This is a genomic window from Streptomyces mirabilis (assembly GCF_018310535.1).
Taxonomy (GTDB): Bacteria; Actinomycetota; Actinomycetes; order Streptomycetales; family Streptomycetaceae; genus Streptomyces.
This window is the reverse complement of record NZ_CP074102.1, coordinates 4,711,095-4,735,944: the sequence shown is the minus strand read 5'-3', so window position 1 is coordinate 4,735,944 and position 24,850 is coordinate 4,711,095. Positions and strand designations below refer to the sequence as shown.

Annotated in this window: 22 protein-coding genes; 7 read left to right on the top strand and 15 right to left on the bottom strand. The window is 71.6% G+C overall.

Annotation, left to right across the window (positions count from 1 at the left end; translation table 11 throughout):
- The first annotated feature begins 10 nt into the window (after positions 1–10).
- Together SMIR_RS21015 and SMIR_RS21010 are read left to right on the top strand one after the other, a co-directional pair.
- Positions 11–805, top strand: a complete 795-nt coding sequence (locus SMIR_RS21015) for an ABC transporter ATP-binding protein (protein ID WP_168492817.1) — start codon at positions 11–13, stop codon at positions 803–805.
- Complete coding sequence (locus SMIR_RS21010) at positions 802–2,412, top strand: transporter (protein WP_168492819.1); 1,611 nt, start codon at positions 802–804, stop codon at positions 2,410–2,412. The genes SMIR_RS21015 and SMIR_RS21010 overlap by 4 nt, the downstream gene beginning before the upstream one ends.
- Positions 2,413–2,490: 78 nt before the next feature.
- Here SMIR_RS21010 and SMIR_RS21005 read toward each other — a convergent pair whose 3' ends face one another.
- Both SMIR_RS21005 and SMIR_RS21000 read right to left on the bottom strand, forming a co-directional pair.
- Positions 2,491–3,366 carry an alpha/beta fold hydrolase gene (locus SMIR_RS21005; RefSeq protein WP_168492821.1) on the bottom strand — a complete coding sequence of 292 codons (876 nt, stop codon included), beginning with the start codon at positions 3,364–3,366 and terminating at the stop codon, positions 2,491–2,493.
- Between the two features lie 959 nt (positions 3,367–4,325).
- Positions 4,326–5,018: an iron-dependent transcriptional repressor DtxR gene (locus SMIR_RS21000; RefSeq protein WP_054235646.1), complete on the bottom strand. Its 693-nt coding sequence runs from the start codon at positions 5,016–5,018 to the stop codon at positions 4,326–4,328.
- 275 nt (positions 5,019–5,293) lie between these two features.
- Between SMIR_RS21000 and SMIR_RS20995 the strand changes: the two genes are divergently transcribed.
- Entirely contained in the window at positions 5,294–6,049 is a 756-nt protein-coding gene (locus tag SMIR_RS20995; protein WP_168492823.1) for an SIS domain-containing protein, read from the top strand.
- Between the two features lie 113 nt (positions 6,050–6,162).
- Here the strand turns inward: SMIR_RS20995 and SMIR_RS20990 are convergent, their stop codons facing one another.
- Positions 6,163–7,548 carry a PAS domain-containing protein gene (locus SMIR_RS20990; protein WP_212727237.1) on the bottom strand — a complete coding sequence of 462 codons (1,386 nt, stop codon included), beginning with the start codon at positions 7,546–7,548 and terminating at the stop codon, positions 6,163–6,165.
- A gap of 250 nt (positions 7,549–7,798) precedes the next feature.
- Between SMIR_RS20990 and SMIR_RS44945 the strand changes: the two genes are divergently transcribed.
- Positions 7,799–8,248, top strand: coding sequence for an RRXRR domain-containing protein (locus tag SMIR_RS44945; RefSeq protein ID WP_422664452.1), 450 nt, complete (start codon positions 7,799–7,801; stop codon positions 8,246–8,248).
- Between the two features lie 465 nt (positions 8,249–8,713).
- A complete protein-coding gene (locus SMIR_RS20980; protein WP_168492827.1) occupies positions 8,714–9,769 on the top strand; it encodes an isopenicillin N synthase family dioxygenase in 1,056 nt (351 codons plus the stop codon).
- A gap of 69 nt (positions 9,770–9,838) precedes the next feature.
- Here SMIR_RS20980 and SMIR_RS20975 read toward each other — a convergent pair whose 3' ends face one another.
- Positions 9,839–10,939, bottom strand: a complete 1,101-nt coding sequence (locus SMIR_RS20975) for a citrate synthase 2 (RefSeq protein WP_168492829.1) — start codon at positions 10,937–10,939, stop codon at positions 9,839–9,841.
- A gap of 434 nt (positions 10,940–11,373) precedes the next feature.
- Between SMIR_RS20975 and pdxH the strand changes: the two genes are divergently transcribed.
- Positions 11,374–12,012 carry a pyridoxamine 5'-phosphate oxidase gene (gene pdxH / locus SMIR_RS20970; protein ID WP_168501113.1) on the top strand — a complete coding sequence of 213 codons (639 nt, stop codon included), beginning with the start codon at positions 11,374–11,376 and terminating at the stop codon, positions 12,010–12,012.
- A 12-nt stretch (positions 12,013–12,024) separates the two neighbouring features.
- Here pdxH and SMIR_RS20965 read toward each other — a convergent pair whose 3' ends face one another.
- From SMIR_RS20965 to SMIR_RS44340, 10 genes are all read right to left on the bottom strand, one after another.
- On the bottom strand, positions 12,025–12,627 hold the full coding sequence (locus SMIR_RS20965; protein ID WP_168501114.1) for a TetR/AcrR family transcriptional regulator: 603 nt from the start codon (positions 12,625–12,627) through the stop codon (positions 12,025–12,027).
- Between the two features lie 101 nt (positions 12,628–12,728).
- Positions 12,729–13,472: an enoyl-CoA hydratase family protein gene (locus SMIR_RS20960; protein ID WP_168492830.1), complete on the bottom strand. Its 744-nt coding sequence runs from the start codon at positions 13,470–13,472 to the stop codon at positions 12,729–12,731.
- On the bottom strand, positions 13,469–15,076 hold the full coding sequence (locus SMIR_RS20955; RefSeq protein WP_168492831.1) for a 4-coumarate--CoA ligase family protein: 1,608 nt from the start codon (positions 15,074–15,076) through the stop codon (positions 13,469–13,471). Before SMIR_RS20955 ends, SMIR_RS20960 begins: the two co-directional genes overlap by 4 nt.
- A 33-nt stretch (positions 15,077–15,109) precedes the next feature.
- On the bottom strand, positions 15,110–16,243 hold the full coding sequence (locus tag SMIR_RS20950; RefSeq protein WP_168492832.1) for an acyl-CoA dehydrogenase family protein: 1,134 nt from the start codon (positions 16,241–16,243) through the stop codon (positions 15,110–15,112).
- A 108-nt stretch (positions 16,244–16,351) separates the two neighbouring features.
- Positions 16,352–18,199, bottom strand: a complete 1,848-nt coding sequence (locus SMIR_RS20945) for an acetyl/propionyl/methylcrotonyl-CoA carboxylase subunit alpha (protein WP_168501115.1) — start codon at positions 18,197–18,199, stop codon at positions 16,352–16,354.
- A 58-nt stretch (positions 18,200–18,257) separates the two neighbouring features.
- A complete protein-coding gene (locus tag SMIR_RS20940) occupies positions 18,258–19,856 on the bottom strand; it encodes an acyl-CoA carboxylase subunit beta (RefSeq protein WP_168492833.1) in 1,599 nt (532 codons plus the stop codon).
- Positions 19,853–21,550 (bottom strand): acyclic terpene utilization AtuA family protein, encoded by a 1,698-nt coding sequence (locus tag SMIR_RS20935; protein ID WP_212727236.1) that lies wholly within the window; start codon positions 21,548–21,550, stop codon positions 19,853–19,855. Before SMIR_RS20935 ends, SMIR_RS20940 begins: the two co-directional genes overlap by 4 nt.
- Positions 21,547–22,341 (bottom strand): TIGR03084 family metal-binding protein, encoded by a 795-nt coding sequence (locus tag SMIR_RS20930; RefSeq protein ID WP_168492834.1) that lies wholly within the window; start codon positions 22,339–22,341, stop codon positions 21,547–21,549. The genes SMIR_RS20935 and SMIR_RS20930 overlap by 4 nt, the downstream gene beginning before the upstream one ends.
- Positions 22,342–22,598: 257 nt before the next feature.
- Positions 22,599–22,901 carry a nuclear transport factor 2 family protein gene (locus SMIR_RS20925; protein WP_248002975.1) on the bottom strand — a complete coding sequence of 101 codons (303 nt, stop codon included), beginning with the start codon at positions 22,899–22,901 and terminating at the stop codon, positions 22,599–22,601.
- Positions 22,871–23,116, bottom strand: a complete 246-nt coding sequence (locus SMIR_RS44340; protein WP_248002976.1) for a nuclear transport factor 2 family protein — start codon at positions 23,114–23,116, stop codon at positions 22,871–22,873. Before SMIR_RS44340 ends, SMIR_RS20925 begins: the two co-directional genes overlap by 31 nt.
- 130 nt (positions 23,117–23,246) lie before the next feature.
- Between SMIR_RS44340 and SMIR_RS20920 the strand changes: the two genes are divergently transcribed.
- Complete coding sequence (locus SMIR_RS20920; protein ID WP_168492835.1) at positions 23,247–23,858, top strand: TetR/AcrR family transcriptional regulator; 612 nt, start codon at positions 23,247–23,249, stop codon at positions 23,856–23,858.
- On the opposite strand, the gene SMIR_RS20915 is transcribed toward SMIR_RS20920, so the two are convergent.
- Entirely contained in the window at positions 23,814–24,842 is a 1,029-nt protein-coding gene (locus tag SMIR_RS20915; protein ID WP_168492836.1) for an EamA family transporter, read from the bottom strand. The genes SMIR_RS20920 and SMIR_RS20915 overlap by 45 nt on opposite strands.
- Between the last annotated feature and the right edge of the window lie 8 nt (positions 24,843–24,850).

Below are 24,850 nucleotides of genomic sequence, written 5' to 3'. Positions count from 1 at the left end.
GGGTGCTCACATGGCCGAGCAAACAGGGGCAGGCGTTCCCGCCGTACGCGTACGTGGGCTCTGGAAGCGGTTCGGGGAGCAGGTCGCCGTCGCCGGGATCGATCTGGAGTTGCCCGCGGGGCGGTTCATCGGGCTCGTAGGGCCCAACGGCGCGGGCAAGACGACCACTCTCTCGATGGTGACCGGGCTGCTCAGGCCCGACCAGGGCGGCGTCGAGGTCGTCGGCCATGACGTGTGGCTCGACCCGGCGGCGGTCAAAGCCCGGATCGGCATACTCCCCGAGGGCCTGCGGCTCTTCGAACGGCTTTCCGGGCGTGAGCTCCTCGCCTACACCGGCCGGCTGCGCGGCCTGCCCGGCGCCGAGGTCGACAAGCGCACCACCCAGCTCCTCGACGTCCTCGACCTCGCGGGCGCCCAGCACAAACTCGTCGTCGACTACTCGACGGGCATGCGCAAGAAGATCGGCCTCGCCGCCGCTCTCCTCCACAACCCCGAGGTCCTCTTCCTCGACGAGCCGTTCGAGGGCGTCGACCCCGTCTCCGCGCAGACCATCCGCGGCGTCCTGGAGCGCTACACGGCATCGGGCGCCACGGTCGTCTTCTCCTCCCACGTCATGGAACTCGTCGAATCGCTGTGCGACTGGGTGGCCGTCATGGTCGCGGGGCGCATCCGCGCGCACGGCCCGCTCGCGGAGGTCCGCGGCGAAGCGCCCTCCCTCCAGCAGGCGTTCCTGGAACTGGTCGGCGCACAGGGCCGCGACCGCGGGTCCGACCTGGACTGGCTGGGCGGCGGGGCGACGCGATGAGCACGGGTGTCTCCGAGGCCTCCATCACCCCCGTCGTCGTACGGCTGAAGCTGTCGCTGCTGCGCAACGGGCTGCGGCAGTCGGCCGGGCGGCGGGCCGCGTACATCACCTCGGTCGTCGTCGTCCTCCTCTTCGCCGCCCTCCAACTGCTCGGCCTCATCGCCCTGCGCGGCAACGCGCACGCCGCGTCCGTCACCGTCCTGCTGATCGCGGTCATGGCGCTCGGCTGGGCCGTGATGCCGCTGTTCTTCCCCAGCGGCGACGAGACCCTCGACCCGACCAGGCTCGTCATGCTGCCGTTGCGACCGCACCCGCTGGTCCGGGCGCTGCTCGTGGCCTCGCTGGTCGGTATCGGACCGCTGTTCACCCTGTGCCTGCTGGTCGGTTCCGTGATCTCCGTGGCGCACGGCACGGCGGCGTACGTCACCGGGGTCGTGGCCGTGCCGTTGGCGCTGCTCGTCTGTGTGGCCCTCGCGCGGGCCGTCGCCGCCGCCAACATTCGGCTGCTGTCCAGCCGCAAGGGCCGCGACCTGGCCGTACTGAGCGGCCTCGTCATCGCGGTCGGCGCGCAGCTCGTCAACTTCGGAGCGCAGCGGCTCGGTTCGGCGGGCGGACTGTCCCGGCTCGACCCGGCGGCGGACGTGCTGCGCTGGGTGCCGCCCGGGTCGGCGATCGGCGCCGTGGACTCGATGAGCAGGGGCTCGTACGGGTCGGGGGTCGCCCAACTCGTCCTGAGCGTGGCGGCGCTGGTGGGGCTGCTGGCGCTCTGGTCGAGGCACCTGACCCGGCTGATGACCTCGCCGGACGGGTCGACGTTGCAGGCGGGCGAAAGTGCGGCGCGGGAGCGGGTCCCGACGGGCGGGCTGCGCCGGCTGCTGCCCTCGGGGCGCACCGGGACCGTGATGGAGCGCAGTCTGCGGTACGTGTGGCGCGACCCGAAGACGAAGGCCGCGTGGGTGACCTCGCTGGCGATCGGGCTGATCGTGCCCGTGTTCAACGCCCTGCAGGGCACCGGCTCGATCTACTTCGCGTGCTTCGCGGCCGGGATGCTAGGCATCCAGATGTACAACCAGTTCGGTCAGGACACCTCCGCGTTCTGGATGGTCGCGATGACCATCGCGTCCCCGCACGACGCGTACGTCGAACTGCGCGGGCGTGCGCTGGCGCTGCTGATGATCACCCTGCCGTACGCGACGCTCGTGACCGTGCTGACGACGGCGATGCTCGGCGACTGGTCCAAGCTGCCCGAGGTGCTCGGCCTGTCCTTCGCGCTGCTCGGCGCGATGCTGGCCACCGGCGCCTGGTCCTCGGCCCGCTTCCCGTACTCGATCCCGCAGGAGGGCTACAAGAACGTGGCCCCCGGGCAGGCGGGCCTCGCCTGGATCGCCATCTTCGGCGGAATGGTCTCGGCGGCGCTGCTGACCGCTCCTGTCATCGCCCTCACGATCTGGCTGAACGTGTCGGCGGACGGGGACCGGTGGAGCTGGCTGCTGCTGCCGCTGGGGGCCGGATACGGGGCGCTGATCACGGTGTTCGGGCTGCGGATGGCGGCGCCTCGGACGGCCCGGCGGCTGCCGGAGATCCTGGCGGCGGTCAGCAAGGGCTGAGCCGACGGGAAGGACGGCGGGGAGGGCGAGCTGTCCGGTCGGCGCCCCGCGGCCCAGGCCTGATCCGAACGACGGGCCCTAGCGGTCCTGGCCGGTGAGTACGCCGTCGAGGAAGGGCTCGATCGCGGCGCGCCACGCCTCCGGCTGGTCGTAGTGCACGAGGTGACCGGCGTCGGCCACCTCCGCGTACTGGCCGTGCGGCAGTACGCGGACCATCTCCTGGGCCTCGGCCCGGCCGAGCTCGCCGTCGAGGCCGCGTACGACCAGTGCGGGGCACTGGACCTGGGCGAGCTCCTCCCAATGGGCGTCGTACACCCAGGTCTGGCGGGACTTGAGCATCTGCTCGGGTTCGAAGACCGGGCGCCAGCCGTCGGCGGACTCGTGCATCACCTCTGCGTAGAACTCGCCGCGGGACGGGTTCGGGCGCTCCACCCAGGGGTCGTCCTCGCCGAACCACTTCCGTACGTCGGCGAGCGTGGCGAAGGGCATGGGCCAGGCCTTGAACCAGTCCTCCCACTCACGCTGCGACGCGGCTCCTAACGCCGAGGCCCGCATGTCGCAGATGATCAGCCCGCGGACGAGGTCGGGGCGCTTGGCGGCGAGTTGCCAGCCGGTCAGCGCGCCCATCGCGTGGCCGATGAGGACGGTCGGGGCGAGACCCAGCTGCTCGAGAGCGGCCTCGGCGTCCTCGACGTAGGCCTCCCGTGTGTACTGCCCCTCCGGCGCCTTGTCGCTCTGGCCGTGGCCGCGCTGGTCGAGGGCGACGGCGCGGTGCCGCTCGGAGAGCCAGCGGGCGGTGGACGCCCAGTGGGAGGCGCGGCCCATGAGGCCGTGCAGAAGCAGCACGCCGGGGGCGGGCGGGGTCCTGGGAGGGTCGGTCTTGGGAGGATCGGCGAACTCCCAGGCGGCGAGGCGTAGACCGCCCGCGCCCGTCACGTCGATGCGCCGCACCATAGGTCTGGCACCCCCCTAGCTCGCTCGGACCGCTCGCTCCCGCTCGAGCCGGCCGGTCCACTCGTAACCGCTTCCTGCCGCTTCCTGCTGCCGTGCCGCTGAGTCTGCTGATGTGTTGCTCTACGTGTACCCGATGTGCCTGTGATACGCCGCCAGGCTATCGAATGGGTATTCGAAAATACTCCTCTCGGCGGCAACACCCCTCGTTCGAGTGACCACACTCGGGGATTGACCGCCGCCGCCGAGGGGAGATCTTCAGCGGGAGGCGGACCGCTCGGGGAAATCGGTCCGAAGGGGATGACCCTGGGAGCTCGGGGCTCCGGGTCAGCACAGGGGAGGACAGGCCCCGGCGCCGTAAGGTGCCGGGGCCCTCTCCACATCTACGGCACATCCTCCCCGCCCCCTCCCCAACCGTGCGACATCCCTCTTGGACACGGTCAAGAGCCCTCAGGTCATATGCCTCTCGGGCCAGCCTCGCACGCAAACGGTCCCGGCGCTGCGATTCCGCACACTGAATCTTGGTTTCGGCCATGTAGCGAAAACATCACAACTACCCCTGTGGTCGCGGGAGTTGACATGACGGGGGTGAGTCGACGGAGGTGCGGGGAGGGGATGGAGTGTTGGGTCATCGCAGGCGGACGACACGCTCCACGGCGAGCGACCCGCGCCATGGCGCCCACGCCCGCGCCCGGCGCGTCGAACGGAGCGCCGGGTCGTCCCCGACGCGCGGTGCGCAGTCTGGAGCGCCACCGTCCCATGACGGGCGAGCCGGGCCACCACCGAACCACGACAGGCGAGCCGGGCCACCACCGGCCCACGACGGTCGGCGGGCGCCCGGAGGTCGACCCGGGGTTCGGCGGATGCCGGACCCCGTGGCCCACCCCCGGGAGCTGCCCCTCGCGGGCTCAGGGCCGGGAAGCCCGCACCCGGGGTGCGAGGCCTCCCACGATCACCGGATGTCAGCGCTTGGCGACGAACACGTGGGACGCGACGTCCGACTCCAGCTCCGCCGCCTCACCACCGCTGCCGACGAGCACGCCGCCCGCCGACTCCGTCACGCTCACCACGGAGCCGGGCTGCACACCCGCGCGCCGCAGCGTGTACATCAGCTGCGCGTCCGTCTGGATGGGCTCGCCGATCCGGCGTACGACGACGGTCTTGCCGTCCAGGCCGGGGTCGAGCTCGGCCAGCGACACCATGCTCTCGTCCAGGAACGGGTCGGCGCCGTCCTTCTCGCCGAGCTCCTCCAGTCCGGGGATCGGGTTGCCGTACGGCGACTCGGTCGGGTGACGCAGCAGCTCCAGCACGCGCCGCTCCACCGCCTCGCTCATCACGTGCTCCCAGCGACACGCCTCGGCGTGCACCTGCTCCCACTCCAGACCGATCACGTCGACGAGCAGGCACTCCGCGAGGCGGTGCTTGCGCATCACGCGGGTGGCGAGACGACGGCCCTCCTCGGTGAGCTCCAGGTGCCGGTCGGTGGCGACCGCCACCAGACCGTCGCGCTCCATGCGCGCCACCGTCTGGCTGACCGTCGGCCCGCTCTGGTCGAGCCGCTCCGCGATCCGGGCGCGCATGGGGACCACGCCTTCCTCCTCCAGCTCGAGGATGGTGCGGAGATACATCTCCGTGGTGTCGATCAGTCCGGACATACGTGCCCCTTGATTAGCTCTGCCGAAGGCTCGGTGGCTCACCGGCGTGTGCGCTGGCCCTGAACTCAATTCTGACGCATACCACTGACAAGCGTGCCTCGCCGTTGAAACCACGGAGTTACGGGTGCCCCTGCGGACGCCCCGCGGGGTGCCTCGGCGGACACCTCCGCAGGCCGTATTGACAGCACGCTGGTCCAGACCGCAACGTGATCCGCGGCACAAAGCGTGACCCAGCGCCCACCCGACGCCGACGAGACTTCTAAGGGGCTTCGCCGATGAGCGACCGCAAGCTGGCCGGGCAGTTCTTCGACGCGGCGATCGGCCTGCTCCAGCAGGTGCGGGACGAGGACGCGGGAGACATCGAGGCGGCCGGCACTCTGATCGCCGACACCGTCGCGGGCGGCGGCCGGCTCTTCGCCTTCGGCGCCGGGCACTCCTCGCTCGCCGCGCAGGACGTCGTCTACCGCGCGGGCGGTCTGGCCCTGATGAACCTGCTCGCCGTGCCGGGCGTGGTCGGTGTCGACGTCATGCCGGCGACGCTGGGCTCGGCCCTGGAGCGGGTCGACGGCCTCGCGAGCGCGGTCCTGGACTCCAGCCCGGTCCGCGCCGGCGACGTACTCGTGATCATCTCCCTGTCCGGCCGCAACGCGCTCCCGGTCGAGATGGCCATGAACGCGCGGGCCCTGGGCGTGAGGGTCATCGGCGTCACCTCGGTCGCCTACGCCTCGGAGACGAAGTCCCGGCACGTCTCGGGGACGTACCTGAAGGACCACTGCGACATCGTCCTCGACTCGAAGATCGCGGTCGGCGACGCGGAACTGACCCTGGAGACGATCGGGGCGCCCTTCGCTCCCGCCTCCACGGTGGTCACGACGGCGCTCCTGCAGGCCGTCATGGCCACGGCCGCGGGCGCGCTGGCCGACCGGGGCATCGAGCCGCCCCTGCTCCGCTCGGGCAACGTCGACGGCGGCCACGAGTGGAACGGCCGGGTGATGACGGAGTACGGCGACCGGATCTTCTACCGCCGCTGAGCCGAGCGAGATCTTTCACCGTCGCTGGGCCGAGCGAGATCTTTCACCGTCGCTGGGCCGAGCGAGATCTTTCACCGTCGCTGGGCCGACCGGGTGGGAAACGCGTGGCGGTGCTACGTCCGTCCCGCCAACCCCTCCAGATCCAGCGCCATGGCGATGCGTACCGCCACGTCCTCCGCGTACGTCGCGTCCGTGCGCTCGAACTGGCTGCGCCCCACACCCCGCAGAAACGTCACGACGCCCAGCGTGCGCCCCCGGCTGCGCAGGACCGCGCACAGGGCGTGCACCGAGTCCGGCGGCCACTGGCGGGCCGTGGCCCACTCCCGCATCCGCTCGGGGGTGATCTCACCGGAGCTGGCCCGCACGGACCCGGCCCGCTCCACGCACTGGAGCGCGGGATGCCCCTCGGCGTACCGCACGGGCAGTCCGGCCTTCCCGGTGAGCAGGCTCGGCCCGGGGGCCCCGGCGGGCGTGGTGACGGTGCGTACCAGCCGTACGGGCCCGTCGTCGTCCCCCGCCGGCCACCCGCTGGCGACCCGGTCGATCAGCGCGTGGTCGGCGAACCCGGCGAGCGCGAAGTCGAGGTGGACGGTGGCGGCCTCCCCTGGGTCCTCGCACTCGGCCGCCGCCCGTGCGGCCCGGTGCAGCTGATTGGCCCTGAACCGCAGCAGGGCCGCCTCCTGCTCGGTGTGCTTGGCCTCGGTCACATCCTGGAAGAGCCACCCGACCCCGAGCGGAACCGGTTCTTCCGTGAGCGGCGAGGCGAGCCGCAGGAACCCGCTGCGCCAGCACCGTCGCTTCTCGCCCTCGGCCGACCGCACGCTCACCCACATCTCGGCGGGCGCGGGCGGCGCGCCCTCGGCAAGCACGTGCGTGAGCGCGCTCTCCAGTTCCTCGACCCCTTGGGAGAGCAGCTCCCCCAGCGGCCGTCCGAGCACCGCCGTACGCCCGATCCCCAGGGCTCGGGCCGCGTGCGCGTTGACGACGGCGGGCCGCAGGTCCGCGTCGACCAGGACCACACCCCAGCTGGCGTCCTCGAACAACGCCTCGCTCAGGGCGATGGACCGCTCGAGATCGATCTGCGCGTGCACCTCGCTGAAGGCGCAGTACACCCCGGCGGGCTTCCCGTCGGCTCCGCGCACGGCGGCGGACTGGGTCCGTACGAGCACGCGCCCGCCGTCCTTGGTCAGCAGCGCGAACTCGTGCACCTGGCGCCCGGGGGCCTCCATGGCGGACAGCAGCCGCGCCTCGACCTCCTCGGCGTCCGCGGTCCGCACGGCCCACCCGGCGAACCCGCGCCGCCCCACGGCCTCGGCCGCGGTCCAGCCGAGAATCCGCTCGGCCTCGCGGTTCCAATGGGTGACGACCCCATCGGCGTCGAACGCGCACAGCGCCGCGTCCATCCCGTCCAGCAGCGCGGCAAGCAGATCGGAACCAGCCGGCTCGGGCTCGTCCGGCCCCAGCTCGTCGGTGGTCCCACTACGCCGGGAAGCACTCACCTGGACCCCCTGCAGGCTGCGTCCGCACGTACGGCGAGACAGTTCGCTCACTCGCCTTCATTCAACTCGAACGTGACCCAGCCCACATCGTGTTCCCCAAAGATTGGACGAAATCGTTGTACGCAGGGATTTCGCCCCCTCAGCCCCAGGAATCGCGCCCCACCCACCCATCGAAGTGGCCGTCCCAGGCTCCTGCCTAACAACCGCTCCGGCCATCCGTTCGACGATTCACCTGGATTCGCACAAACGGATGCCTTTAGGCGGTCTGCGCGGGGCACGGGCACTCAGCGCGCCGAGGCCTGTTCGCGGTCGAGCTGAACCACCGCGGCGCTCAGATCCGCGACGGCATGAAGCCCGGCGTCGGCGGCGCAGCGGGAATCTCCGTTACCGCGCGCCCCGATTCGACGACAGAAGGCGACCGGCGGGCTGGCTCGCGCCGTCCCTGCGGCACCGAGTCGAGGGCACGATCGACGGCTTCACCACGGGTGATCTCGTACGTGCGGTCATCCCACGTGGCAAGTACGCGGGAACCCACATCGGACGCGTCGCGGTCCGCGCCAACGGGTGCCACGGCATTCCCGTCCCAGGCGGCCACGCAGGCACCAGCCACCAGAACCTGCGCCTGCTCCAGCGGGCTGACGGATACGCGTACGGCACCAGGTTCGAAAAACCTGTTGAGCCGCGTTCGATCGGTTCCTAAGGTGGGCCGTACGCCGAAGGGAGGTGATCGGGTACATGTATGAAACCCGGACTAGCGAGGTGGCTGCGGGCTAGCGGCCCGTCACCACATCCAGTGCGGTGCCGGACCAGCGCTTGAAGTGAGCGCGCAGCCGGCCCCAATCCCAAGCAGTCACCCGACCCGCGAGCTCGCCGGTACGTCCGGCCGGCTCCTCCGCCGTGAGGCGGGGGGGACCCGAGCTCGCGGGTCGTCTGCGTTTCGCAGGGCATGTGAGGTGGGGCACATGCGTTTCGCGGGGTCCGCAGTACCCTTGGGCCATGCTTCCGATGCTCGTTCGACGCCGACACGTGGACTTCGTGCGCGTCACAAGCATGGGCTGTCGGGCTTCTTCCTGACCTCGGCCCCCTCTCTTCCCCTTGGCACCCGTGGCCCCCGCCCCACCCCTGGCGGCCGCCCGGGCACCCGTACACCCTGCGGACGCACCTCATGACGACGAACACGTCTTCTGCTCAGTACCAGCAGAGCCGGCAGCACCGGCCGTACCAGCAGCTTCCGATCATCGATCTCTCCGCGGCCGACCGCGGCCCCCAGGCCCGTGCCCTGCTGCACGCGCAGTTGCACAGCGCCGCCCACGACGTGGGCTTCTTCCAGCTCGTCGGGCACGGGGTGACCGAGGGGGAGACCGCCGCCCTGCTCGACGCCATGCACCGGTTCTTCGCGCTGCCCGAGGCCGAGCGGCTCGCCCTCGACAACGTCAACTCGCCGCACTTCCGCGGGTACACGCGCACCGGCGACGAGCGCACGGGCGGCAGCCGGGACTGGCGGGACCAGCTCGACATAGGGGCCGAGCGGCCCGCGCGCGGGCCCGGTCCGGGCGAGCCCGCCTACTGGTGGCTGGAGGGGCCCAACCAGTGGCCGGCCGCGCTGCCGGAGCTGCGGACCGCCGCGCTGGCATGGATCGACCGGCTCAGCTCGGTCGCGGCCCGCCTGCTGCGCGAGCTGCTCACCGCGATCGGGGCGCCCGCCGACTTCTACGAGCCGGTCTTCGGCGAGCGGGCCCATCCGCATCTGAAGCTCGTGCGGTATCCGGGCAGCGCGGGCGACGGCGCCGACCAGGGCGTGGGCGCGCACAAGGACTACGGATTCCTGACGCTGCTGCTCCAGGACCAGGTCGGCGGCCTTCAGGTGCAGCGCGAGGACGGCCTCTTCCACGAGGTGCCGCCGCTGCCGGGAGCGTTCGTGGTCAACCTGGGCGAGCTGCTGGAAGTGGCCACCAACGGGTACCTCGTCGCCACCAACCACCGGGTCGTCAGTCCGCCCGGGGCCACCGAGCGCTTCTCCGTGCCCTTCTTCTACAACCCGCGCCTGGACGCGCGCGTGGAGCCGCTGCCCTTCCCGCACACCTCCGCCGCGCCCGGCGTCACCGACGACCCGGCGAACCCTCTGTTCGCGGAGTACGGCTTCAACGAGCTGAAGGGCAAGCTGCGGGCCCACCCGCTGGTCGCCACCCGTCATCACGCGGAGCTGCTCACCCCCGCGTGATGACCGGCAGACCCGGTGAGTGGGCTCAGAGGGCTCGAGGGCTCAATGCACTCAGCGCACTCAGTGCGCTCAGTGCGCGATGTCCTCGTAGCCCTTGATCTCCTGGGGGCTGCGCGGGCCGGGGCCCACATAGTGCGCGGACGGCCGTACGAGCCGTCCCGTGCGCTTCTGCTCCAGGATGTGCGCCGACCAGCCTGCCGTACGGGCGCAGGTGAACATCGATGTGAACATGTGCGCCGGGACCTCGGCGAAGTCGAGCATGATCGCGGCCCAGAACTCGACGTTCGTCGCCAGGACGCGGTCCGGGCGGCGCGCGTGGAGCTCCTCCAGGGCCGCCTTCTCCAGCGCCTCGGCGATCTCGAAGCGGGGGGCGCCTAGCTCGCGGGCGGTGCGGCGCAGGACACGGGCGCGCGGGTCCTCGGCGCGGTAGACGCGGTGGCCGAAGCCCATCAGGCGTTCGCCCTTGTCGAGGGCCTTCTTGACGTAGGCCTCCGCGTCGCCCGTGCGCTCGATCTCCTCGATCATGCCGAGGACGCGGGAGGGCGCGCCGCCGTGCAGCGGCCCGGACATGGCCCCGACGGCGCCGGAGAGGGCGGCGGCGACATCCGCGCCCGTCGACGCGATGACACGGGCGGTGAAGGTGGACGCGTTCATGCCGTGCTCGGCGGCGGACGTCCAGTAGGCGTCCACGGCCGCGACGTGCTTGGGGTCGGGCTCGCCGCGCCAGCGGATCATGAAGCGTTCGACGACGGAGTGCGCCTTGTCGATCTCGCTCTGCGGAACCATGGGCCGACCCTGGCCGCGGGCGGACTGGGCGACGTACGAGAGGGCCATGACGGCGGCGCGGGCGAGATCCTCGCGGGCCTGGGCCTCGTCGATGTCGAGGAGGGGTTTGAGGCCCCAGACGGGGGCGAGCATGGCGAGCGCGGACTGGACGTCGACGCGGATGTCGCCGGAGTGGACGGGGATCGGGAACGGCTCGGCGGGCGGCAGTCCGGGGTTGAAGGCGCCGTCGACGAGGAGGCCCCACACGTTTCCGAAGGAGACGTGGCCGACCAGATCCTCGATATCGACGCCCCGGTACCGGAGTGCGCCGCCCTCCTTGTCCGGTTCGGCGATCTCCGTCTCGAACGCGACGACTCCTTCGAGTCCGGGTACGAAGTCGGACATCAGGCGGCTCCTCGTGATGTGTACGACGGGGGGTTTATGGGGGTGACGGTGGGGGTGGTGGTGGGGGCGGGTCTTGCGGTCGGAAGGGGAAACCGTGCGTCGGTGATGGGTGGTCGACGTCCGGCTCCACGGTCGGCTCGTGGACTCGCGGTCCGGTACGTCTTCCCGGTGATGCCCCGTGCGGCCGGCGGTCATCCCACCGCAACCGTGGCAGCACCATATCCCCGAGTGCCACCTTTGGGGAGGCCCCGCGGCACTCAGTGCCATCCGCTGTCACTCAATGCCGTACCGGGATACGGCAAGATGACCGCGTGACCGACCGCGACCGCTTCCCGGATGAATCCGCCGCCGAGCCCCTCGTCCTGCGCGCCGCGGAAGCCGCCGCCGCAGAAGCCACGGGCGACGCCGAAGAACTCGCCGCCGACCCTGCAGCGATGCGCGCCCACTACCGCGCCGAGGGACTCGTCGAGGCCGATCTCGCCGCGCATCCCATGGACCAGTTCGCCCGCTGGTTCAAGCAGGCCGCGCAGGCCTCCGTGCAGGGCATGGTGTACGAGCCGAACGCGATGATCGTCTCCACGGCGGACGCGGAGGGCCGGCCCAGCTCACGCACGGTGCTGCTCAAGCAGTACGACGAGCAGGGCTTCGTCTTCTACACCAACTACGACTCCCGCAAGGCCCGCGAGCTGTCCGAGAACCCGTACGTCTCGCTGCTCTTCCCCTGGCACCCGATGGCCCGCCAGGTCATCGTCACCGGAACGGCACGGCGCACCGGACGCGACGAGACCGCCGCGTACTTCCGCACCCGCCCGCACGGCTCCCAGCTCGGCGCGTGGGCCAGCCCCCAGTCCTCGGTCATCTCCTCCCGGGACGAGCTCGACGCCGCCTACGAGGAGTTGAGCGCCCGCTACCCGGAGGGTGAGCAGGTCCCCGTGCCCCCGCACTGGGGCGGCTTCCGCGTCGCCCCCCGGACGGTCGAGTTCTGGCAGGGCCGCGAGAACCGCCTCCACGACCGGCTGCGCTACGTGGCGGAGCCGGACGGCAGCTGGCGGGCGGAGCGCCTCGGTCCGTGACGTCGGCGAGGCTCAGCCCAGCGCCTCGTCCAGCAGTACGCCCCACTGCGCCACCACCCGTTCCCGTCGCCCCCCGTCGTTCGTGAGGAGGTTGGCGAGGCCGAGGCCGCGGGACATGTCCAGGAGTCCCTGGACCGTTTCGCGTACGCCCGGGCGGGATTCGTCGGCGGCGAGGAGTTCCACGGCGATCCGGTGGGTCTCGCGGCCCACGCGGGCCTCCAGCTCGGTGACCCTCGGGCGGAGCTGCTCCTCGTTGGAGGCGGCGACCCAGAGGTGGAGGGCGGCGCGGAAGAGGGGGCCGGTGTAGAGGTCGACCAGGGCCGCGACCACCTCGCGGCGGTCGGCGGCACCCTCCGGGAACAGGGCGCGCAGCGCGGTGGAGCGCTCCTCGGCGACGTACTCCACCGCCGCGGTGAACAGCTCCTCGCGGGTGCGGAAGTGGTGCTGGGCGGCCCCCCGGGACACTCCCGCGCGCTCGGCGACGACGGAGACCGTGGAGCCCGCCCAGCCGTGCTCGGCGAGACAGGCCACGGCGGCCGCGAGCAGCCGCTGCCGGGTGGCGCGACTGCGGTCCTGCTTGGGAACGTGCGGAAGCCGGGGACTGCGGGGGGCGATTTCGGCAGGCTCTGTCGCGTCCGTCGACGCGTCCGTGGCGTGCGTGGTCGCGTCCGTGGTCGCGTCCGTGGGCTCCGCGCGCTCCGCGGCTTCCGTCGTGCTCACACCACCCATGCGGGATCCCGTCGTTCGAGGAAGGCCGTCATCCCCTCGCGCGCCTGCGCGGAGGAGAACAGTTCGGCCGAGAGCGCGGTCAGGGCGCCCGCGTCCCGGTCGAAGGCCTCCAGCACCCTAGCCGTGAGCAGCCGTTTCGTCTCGGCCAGGCCTTGGGGGGAGGCGCGGCGCAGGCCGTCCAGGACGGGTTCCAGGGTGACGTCGACGTCGTCGCCGGTCGCCGTCAGGAGTCCCGTCCGTACCGCCTCCGCCGCGTCGAAACGTTCGCCCGTGAGGTAGTAGCGGGCGAGAGCGCGGGGGTCCGTCCGGGGCAACAGGGGAAGGGAGATCACGGCGGGCGCGACGCCGATGCGTACCTCCGTGAAGGCGAACGTGGCCTCCTTGGAGGCGATCGCCAGATCGCAGGCTCCGAGGAGTCCCAGTCCGCCCGCCCGCACATGTCCCGTCACCCGGGCCACCACGGGCTTGTGCAGCTCGACGATCTGCCGCAGCAGGGCGACGAGCGCGTCCGGGTGCGGGGGGTCGCGCAGGTCGGCGCCCGCACAGAACGTGTTCCCCGTGTGGGCGAGGACTACGGCGCGGACGTCACGGTCCTTGCCGCACCGGGTGAGCCCGTCCGCGAGCTCGCCCACGAGGGCGGCGGAGAGGGCGTTGCGGTTGGCGGGCGCGTCGAGCGTGAGCGTGGTGACGGCGCGGTCGTGCGTCACGCGGACAACCGGTTCAACGGTCATGACAGGCCTCGCAGTTCCCGGCGCAGGATCTTCCCGGAGGCCGCACGTGGGACGGCGTCGATGAAGGTGACGCCGCGGACCCTCTTGTACGGGGCGACGCGCTCGGCGACGTACATCATCACCTCTCCTTCGGAGAGGCCGGTGACGTCGGAGAGGTCCGCCGCCGGACCGGCCGGGCCGGCCCCGGACGGCTGGCGCACCACAAAGGCGTGCGGGACTTCGTTGTTGTCCTCGTTGTAGACACCGATGACCGCGGCGTCCGCGATGCCGGGGTGGGTGAGGAGCAGTGCCTCCAGTTCGGCGGGCGCGACCTGGAAGCCCTTGTACTTGATGAGCTCCTTGACGCGGTCGACCACGAACAGCCAGCCCTCGGTGTCCACGTGACCGACGTCTCCGGTGTGCAGCCAGCCGTCCGGGTCGATCATCGCGGCGGTGGCGTCGGGCTGCCCCAGATAGCCCTTCATGACCTGGGGACCGCGGATGACGATCTCGCCCGCCTCCCCGACGCCCAGGTCCTTGTCGGGGTCGTCGAGGGAGACGATGCGCATCTCGGTGCCCGGGACGAGCCTGCCGACCGTTCCCGGGGGCGCGTCCTGGGAGGCGTCCAGGGGGACCAGGTGCGTGCAGGGAGACAGTTCCGTCATCCCGTAGCCCTGGCCGATGGGCGGCAGCCCGAGCCGTTCGGCGCAGGCCAGCGCGAGCTTGGCGTCCAGGGGCGCGGCGGAGGAGACGATGTACTTCAGGGACGACAGGTCGTAGCGCGCGACGGCCGGGTGCTTGGCCAGGGCCAGCACGATCGGCGGCGCCACGAAGAGGCCGCTGATGCGGTGTTTCTCGATGGCCGCGAGGAAGGAGTCGAGGTCGAAGCGGGGCAGTACGACGACGGTGGCGCCCTGCCTGAGGGGTGCGTTCATCAGGGCCGTCAGCCCGTAGATGTGGAAGAAGGGCAGCACCGCGAGGATGCGCTCGCCCTCGCCCATCGGCAAGAAGGGCACCAGCTGCGCCAGATTGGTGGCGATGGACCGGTGGGTGAGCATCACCCCCTTGGGTATGCCGGTCGTCCCGGAGGAGTACGGCAGGGCCGCGACGTCCGTCACCGGGTCGATGTCGATCTCCGGTTCGGGCGCGGTCGAACCGAGCAGATCGATCAGCGAGCGATGCCCCGGCGCGCTGTCACAGACGAAGATCTCCCGTACCCCACCGGCGAGCTCGGCGGCCTGCCGCGCCGTCTCCAGGAGGGGCGACACGGTCACGATCCAGTTCGCGGCGCTGTCCCGCAGCTGCTTGGCGAACTCCTCGGGCGTGGCGAGCGGGTGCACGGTCGTGACCGACGCCCCCGCGCGCGTGGCGGCGTAGAACGCCGTCGGGAAGGCGATGGTGTTCGGGCTGTGCAGGGCGAGGACGTCGCCCTTGCGGACGCCCGCGTCGGCGAACGCGGCGGCCAGCCTGCGGTGGAACCGGTCCAGCTGCCCGTAGGTGAGCGTGGTGCCGTCGACTCCGTCGATCAGCGCGGGCGTGTCGCCGCGCTCGGCGGCGCGTCCCAGGACCGCCTCGTGAATGGGTTCCTCTACGGCCGGGACTTCGGCGTACTCGCTGCGGAACACGGTTCCTCCTAGAGCGGCTCGTGGAGCAACGGGCTAGTACGACTTGGGCAGGCCCAGGGTCTGATGGGAGACGTAGTTGAGAATCATCTCCCGGCTCACCGGAGCAATACGAGCCACGCGCGAGGCCGTTATCAACGAGGCGAGGCCGAATTCGCGGGTGAGGCCGTTGCCGCCGAGGGTGTGCACGGACTGGTCGACCGCCCTCACGCAGGCCTCGCCCGCCGCGTACTTGGCCATGTTGGCGGCCTCACCTGCGGCGACGTCGTCCCCGGAGTCGTACAGGTACGCCGCCTTCTGCATCATCAGGCGGGCGAGTTCGAGGTCGATGTGGGCCTGTGCGAGGGGGTGGGCGACGGCCTGGTGGGCGCCGATGGGCGCCTTCCAGACGGTGCGCTCGCGGGCGTACTCGACGGCCCTGGAGAGCGCGTAGCGGCCCATGCCGATCGCGAACGCGGCCGTCATCACCCGCTCGGGGTTGAGTCCCGCGAAGAGCTGCAGCAGGCCCGCGTCCTCGTCTCCGACGAGCGCGTCGGCGGGCAGCCGCACGTCGTCGAGGGTCAGCTCGAACTGCTTCTCCGCGCTGTGGAGTTCCATGTCGATCCGGCGCCGCCCGAAGCCGTCGGCGTCGCGCGGGACGATGAACAGGCAGGGCTTGAGGCGGCCCGTCCGCGCGTCCTCCGTGCGCCCCACGATGAGGGTGGCGTCCGCGATGTCGACGCCGGAGATGAACACCTTGCGGCCGCTGAGGAGCCAGTCGGCGCCGTCCCGGCGGGCGGTGGTGGTGATGCGGTGCGAGTTGGAACCCGCGTCGGGTTCGGTGATGCCGAAGGCCATGGTGCGGGTGCCGTCGGCCAGGGCCGGAAGCCACTCCTGCTTCTGGGCGTCCGTGCCGAAGCGGGCGATCACCGTGCCGCAGATCGCCGGCGACACGACCATCATCAGGAGGGGGCAGCCCGCGGCGCCGAGTTCTTCCAGGACGATGGAGAGTTCGGCTATGCCGCCGCCCCCGCCACCGTAGGCCTCCGGCAGGTTGACGCCGAGGTAGCCGAGCTTGGCCGCCTCGGACCAGAGGGCGTTGATGTCGTAGTCGCGGCCGTGGCGTTTGCCGAGGGCGGCCACGGCGGATCGGAGGGCCTTGTGTTCTTCGGTCTCTGTTGCGGGGCTCATGGGGGCCTCCTGCTGAGTACGAAAAGTGCGGGTTGTATGTGGCTGGTCGCGCCCATGCGGCGAAGCCGCATGATGTGACAGCCCCGCGCCCCTGACGGGGCGCTCTTCTCACAGAGTTGGATCTACGACTGCCAACAAGGTCCCGACCTCGACCTGTTGGCCGGGGATGGCGTGGAGGGCCGTGAGCGTGCCTGCCGCCGGCGCGGAGATCTTGTGTTCCATCTTCATCGCCTCCAGCCACAGGAGGGGCTCTCCGGCCCGTACGGCGGCTCCCGTGGCCAGTCCCTCGGCGACGCGGACGACGGTTCCGGGCATGGGGGCCAGGAGGGAGCCGGGGGCCTGCTGGGCGGTGGGGTCGGGGAAGCGGGGCAGGGCGGTGAGGGCGGTGGCGTTCACGAACACCTGGTCGCCGTACCGTGTCACCGCGAACTTCCGCCGTACGCCGTCCACTTCGAGTACGACGAGACGGGCGTCGGCGTGCACCACACGCACCCCGTCGGCCGTGAGGCCCTCACGGGTGTGCCGGTAGCGCACCTCGTGCTCGGTGCCGGCCAGGTCGTAGCGCTTGACCTGGGGTTGCGAGGGGAGGTTGCGCCAGCCGCCGAACCGGGAGCGGGAGTGGCCCCGCGCGTCCGCCAGGGCCGCCGCCAGGGGCGCGTACGGGTCCGGGGCCGGCGTCGTGAGGGCGGCGAGGTGGCGCTCGTAGAACCCGGTGTCCATGCGCGCCTCGGCGAACTCCGGGTGCCGCAAGGAGCGTACGAGCAGATCCCTGTTGGTCGTCGGGCCGTGGACGTCGGCCCGCTCCAGGGAACCCGACAGCTTGCGCAGGGCCTCCGCGCGCGTGGGCGCGTACGCGATCACCTTCGCCAGCATCGGGTCGTAGTGGACGCCGATCGGGTCGCCGTCGGTGTAACCGGTGTCCAGGCGGACGCCCTCCGGGACGGCGAGGCGGTGCAGGGTGCCGGTCTGCGGCGCCCAGGCCCGCGCCGGGTCCTCGGCGTACAGGCGGGCCTCGATCGCGTGCCCACGCGCGCGTGGCGGGTCGTTCGCGAGCGCCGCGCCCTCCGCCACCTGGATCTGGAGCGCGACGAGATCGACGCCGAAGACCGCCTCCGTCACCGGGTGTTCGACCTGGAGTCGGGTGTTCATCTCCAGGAAGTGGGCCTTGCCGTCGGCGACCAGGAACTCGACCGTTCCCGCGCCCACGTAGTCGACGGCTCGGGCGGCCCGCACGGACAGGTCGTAGAGGGTTTCCGTCAGGTCTCCGAGACCGGGGGCCGGGGCCTCCTCGACGACCTTCTGGTGGCGGCGCTGGAGGGAGCAGTCGCGGGTGCCGAGCGCCCAGACCGTGCCGTGCGCGTCGGCGAGGATCTGCACTTCCACATGCCGACCGCCCTCTACGTAGGGCTCGACGAAGACCTCACCGTCACCGAAGGCGCTGAGGGCCTCGGCGCGGGCGGCGGTCAGTTCGGCGTCGAGGGCGTCGAGTTCGCGTACGACGCGCATGCCGCGGCCGCCGCCACCCGCGGCCGCCTTGACGAGCACCGGGAGATCGGCGGCGGTGACCGTCTCCAGCGGTTCGAGACCCATCAGTTTCTTGGCGCGCGTCTTGGAGGCCATCGCCTCGATGGCCTCGGGCGGCGGCCCGATCCAGACGAGGCCCGCGTCGAGGACGGACCGCGCGAAGTCGGCGTTCTCGGAGAGGAAGCCGTACCCGGGGTGCACGGCGTCCGCGCCGGCGCTCAGGGCCGCCTTCACGATCAGGTCGCCGCGCAGGTACGTGTCCGAGGGCGCCGCCCCCGGCAGCCGTACCGCCTCGTCGGCCACACGCGTGTGGAGGGCGTTCTCGTCGGCGTCCGAGTACACGGCGACCGACCGGATCCCCGCCTCACGGCAGGTGCGGAAGACCCGGCAGGCGATCTCGCCCCGGTTGGCCACGAGGACGGAGCCGATCACCCGGCCGATCGCTGGGCTGGTCGTCGGGCTGGTCGTTGGGCTGGTCACTGGGGAGACCTCACATCCGGAAGACGCCGAAGCCACCGCGCGCACCCTCATAGGGGGCCGTGTGGATCGCGGACAGGCACAGGCCGAGGACGGTGCGGGTGTCGCGGGGGTCGATGACCCCGTCGTCGTACAGCCGCCCGGACAGGAACATCGGCAGGGACTCCGACTCGATCTGCTGCTCCACCATGGCGCGCAGGGCCGCGTCGGCGTCCTCGTCGTAGGGCTGCCCCTTGGCCGCGGCCGACTGCCGGGCGACGATCGAGAGGACGCCCGCGAGCTGCTGGGGGCCCATGACGGCGGACTTGGCGCTGGGCCAGGCGAACAGGAAGCGCGGGTCGTAGGCGCGCCCGCACATGCCGTAGTGACCGGCTCCGTAGGAGGCCCCCATGAGGACGGACAGGTGGGGGACCTTCGAATTGGAGACGGCGTTGATCATCATCGCGCCGTGCTTGATGATCCCGCCCTGCTCGTACTCCTTGCCGACCATGTAGCCGGTGGTGTTGTGCAGGAAGAGAAGGGGGATGTCGCGCTGGTTGGCGAGCTGGATGAACTGGGCGGCCTTCTGGGACTCGGCGCTGAACAGCACTCCCCGGGCGTTGGCCAGGATGCCGACGGGATAGCCGTGGAGGGTTGCCCAGCCGGTCGTGAGGCTCGTCCCGTAGAGGGGCTTGAACTCGTCGAAGTCGGAGCCGTCGACGACGCGGGCGATGACCTCGCGCGGATCGAAGGGGTGTCGGAGGTCGCCGGGGACGATGCCCAGGAGCTCGTCCTCGTCGTACTTGGGGGGCGCGGCCGGACCGGGATCGCCGAACGCCTTGCGGTGGTTGAGCCGGGCGACCACGCGCCTGGCCTGACGGAGGGCGTCCTGTTCGTCGACGGCGAAGTAGTCCGCGAGACCCGACACGCGCGCGTGCATCTCGGCGCCGCCCAGGGACTCGTCGTCGCTCTCCTCGCCGGTCGCCATCTTCACCAGCGGCGGCCCGCCCAGGAAGACCTTCGCCCGCTCCTTGACCATGATCACGTGGTCGGACATGCCGGGGATGTACGCGCCTCCGGCGGTGGAGTTCCCGAAGACGACGGCGACGGTCGGGATCCCCGCCGCCGACAACCTGGTGAGGTCGCGGAAAATCGCTCCCCCGGGGATGAAGATCTCCTTCTGCGACGGCAGATCGGCGCCGCCCGACTCCACCAGGCTGATGCAGGGCAGCCGGTTGGCCAGGGCGATGTCGTTGGCCCGCAGGGCCTTCTTCAGGCTCCAGGGGTTGCTGGCGCCGCCCCGCACGGTCGGGTCGTTCGCGGTGATCAGGCACTCCACGCCCTCGACGACCCCGATCCCGGTCACCAGCGACGCGCCGACCGCGTACTCGCTCCCCCAGGCCGCGAGCGGCGACAGCTCCAGGAACGGTGTGTCGGGGTCGAGCAGCAGCTCGATGCGTTCACGGGCGAGCAGCTTGCCGCGCTTGCGGTGCCGGGCCACGTACTTCTCGCCGCCGCCCGCGAGCGCCCTGGCGTGCTCGGCGTCAAGCTCGGTGAGCTTGGCGAGCATGGCCTCGCGGTGAGCGGTGTAATCGGGGGCGGCGGTGTCCAGAGCGGACGCCAGGACCGTCACAGCAGGGCCTCCGGGATGTCGAGGTGGCGGGAGCGGAGCCATTCGCCCAGGGCCTTGGCCTGAGGGTCGAAGCGGTGCTGGGAGGCGACGCCTTCGCCGAGGATTCCTTCGACGACGAAGTTGAGGGCGCGGAGGTTCGGCAGAGTGTGACGGACAACTTTCAGATGACAGCTTTCAGTTATCAGATTCTGAAATCTGTCAGCTGTCAGCTGATGAACCAACCAGCACCACGCGTCATCCGATCTCACCCACACCCCGACATTCGCGTTCCCGCCCTTGTCCCCGCTGCGCGCACCCGCGACCACACCAAGAGGAGCGCGTCTCGTCGGCCCCGGAGGGAGCGGTTCGGGCAGGGCGGACTCGGGCGCGGGTTCGAGTGCGAGGGTGTCGATGGCCGAAGCGACCGGTACCCGGCGCCCGTCATGGAGGACCGCCACGTGCTCCACGGAGTCCTGAGGGACGTACACGTCCTCGAAGACCCCGTACGGGGAGCCCTTTCCCGGCGGCGCGATCACGTGGAAGCCGGGGTAGCTGGCCAGCGCGAGTTCGATGGCGGCGCCGCTGAGGGTGCGGCCCACCGCGTCCTGGTCCCGGTCGCGTACGACGAGGCGCAGGAGGGCGCTCGCGGTCTCCTCCGTGGGAGCGTCGGGGTGGTCGGTGCGGGCGAGGTCCCAGCGGACCTCGGAGGGGCGGGACTTCGCGGCATCCAGCGCGGCTTCCATCTGGTCCCGGACGAGGGCGGCCTTCGCCTCGATGTCGAGGCCGGTGAGGACGAAGACGACTTCGTTGCGGTAGCCGCCGAGGCGGTTGAGGCCGACCTTGAGGGTGGGGGGCGGGGCCTCGCCGCGTACACCGGAGATGCGGACGCGGTCGGGGGCTTCCTGGGTGAGGCGGACCGAGTCGAGGCGGGCGGTGACGTCGGGGCCCGCGTACCGGGCGCCGGAGGTCTCGTACAGGAGTTGCGCGGTGACCGTGCCGATGTCCACGAGGCCGCCGGTGCCGTCGTGTTTGGTGATGACGCTGGTGCCGTCCTCGTGGAGTTCGGCGAGCGGGAAGCCGGGGTGGCGAAGGCGTGTCGGGTCGTGGTCGGTGAAGAAGGCGTAGTTGCCGCCGGTGGCCTGGGTGCCGCATTCCAGGACGTGACCGGCGACGACGGCGCCGGCGAGGCGGTCGTACGCGTCCGGCGCCCAGCCGAAGTGGGCGACGGCGGGCCCGGTGACCAGCGCCGCGTCCGTGACCCGCCCGGTCACCACGATGTCCGCGCCCTCACGCAGACAGGCGGCGATCCCGGCACCGCCGAGGTAGGCGTGCGCGGCGAGGCTCCTGGGGTGGCCGGCGGTCAGGTCGTCGCCCTCGACGTGGGCGACGCGCGCCGGTATGCCGAGACGGTCGGCCAACTGCCGTACGGCGTCGGCGAGTCCGGCGGGGTTGAGACCGCCCGCGTTCGCCACGATCCGCACGCCCCGCTCGAGCGCGAGGCCGAGGCATTCCTCCAACTGGCCCAGGAAGGTGCGGGCGTAGCCGCCGGAGGGGTTCTTGAGGCGGTCGCGGCCGAGGATGAGCATGGTCAGTTCGGCGAGATAGTCGCCGGTGAGAACGTCCAGGGGGCCGCCGGTGAGCATCTCGCGCATCGCGTCGAAGCGGTCGCCGTAGAAGCCGGAGGCGTTGCCTATACGGAGGGGCGCGACGGTCACTTGGCGTCTCCCTTGGACTCGCGCCCCTGTCCCGGTGGCCCCGCGAAGGCCTGCGCGATGTCCAGCCAGCGGTCGGCATCGGGGCCGTCCGCCCGTACGGCGAGGTCGTCGCGGTGGGCCCGTTGGGTGACCAGGAGACAGAAGTCCAGGGCGGGGCCGGTGACTCGCTGGGGGGCCTCTTCGGGCCCGTAGGTCCACAACTCGCCTTGCGGGCCACGCAGTTCGACGCGGAACTCCCCGGCGGGTGGCGTGAGTCCCCGTACGTGGAAGGCGAAGTCCCGGGCCCGTACGCCGATGCGGGCCACGTGGCGCAGGCGGTCGGTGGGAGTGCGCGCCACACCCAGCGCGTCCGCCACGTCCTGGCCGTGGGCCCAGGTCTCCATCAGGCGGCCGGTGGCCATGGAGGCGACCGACATGGGCGGGCCGTACCAGGGAAATCGGATGCCTGTGGGGGCCGCCCGAAGGGCCTCCTCCAGCGCCTTTCGTCCCGACCGCCAGTCGGCGAGCAGTGTCGCGGGCGGCAGCAGCGCCCCTTCCTCCGCGCCCTCGTCCACGAATCCGCCGGGCGAGGCCATCGCCTTCTCGACCTCCTTGGCGAAGGCCTCGGCGTCCGTCACGGCGAGCAGGGCGGAACGGTCCGTCCAGGCCAGGTGGGCGATCTGGTGAGCGACGGTCCAGCCGGCGGCGGGAGTGGCGAGTGCCCAGCGGCCCTCCGCCAAGTCCCTGACCAGCAGGTCGAGTTCTTCGCTCTCCCGATGCAGATCGTCGATCACTGACGACGGGTCGGACACGATGGAGCTCCCCTCGGGGCACGACGGTGTGCGGCGGCGCGCGGCGATGCGCGGCGGGCGTGCGGAGTCTTTCGCGGTGCGCTCTGGAGCATGGCAGCGGGCACAGAAACAAGCAAGCATGCTTGCATTAATTGATGTGCTGCGCCGACCACAAGCAGATGTCCCGCGCGGGCTTCAGGAAGGCGCCCCGCGCGGACTACAGGGAGCGGAAGACGCCATCGGGCGGCCCATCCGGCCCGGCCCGATCAGTCCGATCCTCACTCCGCCTCCTGGTGGACCCGGTCTGCGGGCTGCGCGAGCATCGCGCGAGGTCCCTCGGTTGCGTCGAGGTTGGCGTTGATCCGCTCGGCGATGCGCCAGCCCTGCGGAGTGCGCACCCAACGCCAGGTGTTCGCGGAGACCTGGAACACCCAGAAGCGGCCGGCGTCGGCGTCCCAGCGGAGGTGCAGCGCGTGGCCGCGGCCGGTGGCCCGGTCGCCGTCGACGACGATGTGCGGCACGGTCAGGACGTGGCCGCAGCCGTTGTGGATCACGCTCTGGTGACCGGCGCCGTGGACCATCCGAGGACGCCCTTCCGGCCCTCCATCCGCAGGTGCGGGACCGCGTCGAAGACGCCGTCCTCGGCCCAGAGGTCCGCCGCGGCCTCGCCGGATCCGCTGTCGACGGCGGGCCCGTACTGGGCGACGAGCTGCATGATCTCGACCTGGTCCTCCGGGGCGTGGACCTTGGCCGCCAGTAACTCGGCGGTGGCGCGCAGCTCTTCGGTCTCGGTCATCCGTCACAGCCCTTCCCCACGCGGATCCCTGCCCGGATCCCCACTCGGACTGTAGCGACGCAACGACATTTACAGAAGAGGCCCTCCTATAATGGCCTGCCGTGAACGGCCGGTCATTACGATGTCCGCCATGACAGAGCCGCGCCGCCGCCCCGGTCGTCCCCGGGACACGAGCATCAACGAACGGGCCCTCGCGGCGGCGCGCGAACTGCTCGTCCAGCGCGGCTTCGACGCGACGACGATCCAGGCGGTCGCCGAACACTCCGGCGTGCACGCCTCCGCGATCTACCGCCGCTGGCCGTCCCGGATCGAGCTGATCGAGGAGGCCACGTTCCCCGGGCTCAGCCCGCTGAGCGTGCGGCCGACGGGGGATCTCCCGCGCGATCTACGCCGGTTCATCCGTGCCTACTTGGCGGCCTTCAGCACACCCGCGGCCCGCGCGGCCGCCGCCGGCCTGCTCGCGCACCACCAGACGTCGGACCGGACCGGCCCTCCGGAGGTGTACGTGCGCATGTCGGCGCGACCGCACTTCCTGGACATCCTGCGCGCCGCGCCACCCGGGACCGTCGACCCCACCGTGGACCCTGACGACGTGTTCGACATGCTGCTGGGCGCCGTCCTGACCCGCACGCTGCTGTTCGGCGCCACGGCACGCGCCCGCCCCGTCGAGCGGACGGTGGAGATGATCCTCCGGCTGCTACGCCCCCTCGACCGAGTCGACGGACCGGGCCGAGTCGGCTGAACGGACGGAACCGACCGACCCGACGTTCTTCGCCCTGCCCCGCCCCACCTGCGTCCGTACCGCCCCCATGCTCGCGGCGATGACCAGGGCGATCGCGAGGGCCTCGGTGGTGGAGAGGGCCTGGTCCAGGACGAGGAAGCCGGCGGTCGCGGCGACGGCGGGCTCCAGGCTCATCAGGATGGCGAAGGTGGCGGCGGGCAGGCGGCGCAACGCGAGCAGTTCGAGGGTGTACGGCAGCACGGAGGACATCACGGCGACCGCGCCGCCCAGAGCCACGGTCGTCGGGTTGATCAGCCGGGTCCCGGACTCGGCGATCCCCAGCGGCAGGAACGCCACCGCCGCGACCACCATGGCGAGCGCGAGCCCGTCCGCCTGGGGGAAGCGTCGGCCCGTACGCGCGCTGAAGACGATGTACGCCGCCCACATCGCGCCCGCGGACAGGGCGAAGGCGACGCCGACCGGGTCGAGGGAGCCGAAGCCTCCGCCGCCGAGCAGGAAGACACCGCCGAGGGCGAGGCCCGCCCAGAGGAGGTTCAGGGCGCGGCGGGAGGTGAGGACCGAGAGGACGAGCGGGCCGAGGACCTCGAGGGTGACGGCGGGGCCCAGCGGGATACGGGCGACCGACTGGTAGAAGAGGCCGTTCATCCCGGCCATGGTGAGACCGAAGATCACGACCGTGCCCCAGTCCGCCCGTGAGTGCCCGCGCACCTTGGGCCGGCAGACGGCCATCAGCACGATCGCGGCCACCAGGAGGCGCAGGGTGACGACCCCGAGCGCGCCCGCGCGCGGGATGAGGGTGACCGCCAGCGCGCCGCCGAACTGCACCGAGATGCCTCCGGCCAGGACCAGTCCCACGGGGCCGAGGGCACCCCACCGGTTCGGGGTGCCCTCGCCCGGGGTGGGCGCGGGCGCCATCGCCGGGGCGGCCGAGGCCGGGGAGGACGGACCCGCCGGGGAGGACGGGGCGGCGCTGGGGGTGTTCACGGGGCCTT

Excerpts from the sequence above, each read along its gene's own strand:
- SMIR_RS20975 (WP_168492829.1), bottom strand. The coding sequence starts at position 10,939 with ATGTCCGACTTCGTACCCGGACTCGAAGGAGTCGTCGCGTTCGAGACG.
- SMIR_RS21010 (WP_168492819.1), top strand. The coding sequence starts at position 802 with ATGAGCACGGGTGTCTCCGAGGCCTCCATCACCCCCGTCGTCGTACGG.
- SMIR_RS20995 (WP_168492823.1), top strand. The coding sequence starts at position 5,294 with ATGAGCGACCGCAAGCTGGCCGGGCAGTTCTTCGACGCGGCGATCGGC.
- SMIR_RS21000 (WP_054235646.1), bottom strand. The coding sequence starts at position 5,018 with ATGTCCGGACTGATCGACACCACGGAGATGTATCTCCGCACCATCCTC.
- SMIR_RS21005 (WP_168492821.1), bottom strand. The coding sequence starts at position 3,366 with ATGGTGCGGCGCATCGACGTGACGGGCGCGGGCGGTCTACGCCTCGCC.
- SMIR_RS44945 (WP_422664452.1), top strand. The coding sequence starts at position 7,799 with ATGCCTTTAGGCGGTCTGCGCGGGGCACGGGCACTCAGCGCGCCGAGG.
- SMIR_RS20980 (WP_168492827.1), top strand. The coding sequence starts at position 8,714 with ATGACGACGAACACGTCTTCTGCTCAGTACCAGCAGAGCCGGCAGCAC.
- SMIR_RS20950 (WP_168492832.1), bottom strand. The coding sequence starts at position 16,243 with ATGAGCCCCGCAACAGAGACCGAAGAACACAAGGCCCTCCGATCCGCC.
- SMIR_RS21015 (WP_168492817.1), top strand. The coding sequence starts at position 11 with ATGGCCGAGCAAACAGGGGCAGGCGTTCCCGCCGTACGCGTACGTGGG.
- SMIR_RS20920 (WP_168492835.1), top strand. The coding sequence starts at position 23,247 with ATGACAGAGCCGCGCCGCCGCCCCGGTCGTCCCCGGGACACGAGCATC.
- SMIR_RS20960 (WP_168492830.1), bottom strand. The coding sequence starts at position 13,472 with ATGACCGTTGAACCGGTTGTCCGCGTGACGCACGACCGCGCCGTCACC.
- pdxH (WP_168501113.1), top strand. The coding sequence starts at position 11,374 with ATGCGCGCCCACTACCGCGCCGAGGGACTCGTCGAGGCCGATCTCGCC.
- SMIR_RS20925 (WP_248002975.1), bottom strand. The coding sequence starts at position 22,901 with ATGGTCCACGGCGCCGGTCACCAGAGCGTGATCCACAACGGCTGCGGC.
- SMIR_RS44340 (WP_248002976.1), bottom strand. The coding sequence starts at position 23,116 with ATGACCGAGACCGAAGAGCTGCGCGCCACCGCCGAGTTACTGGCGGCC.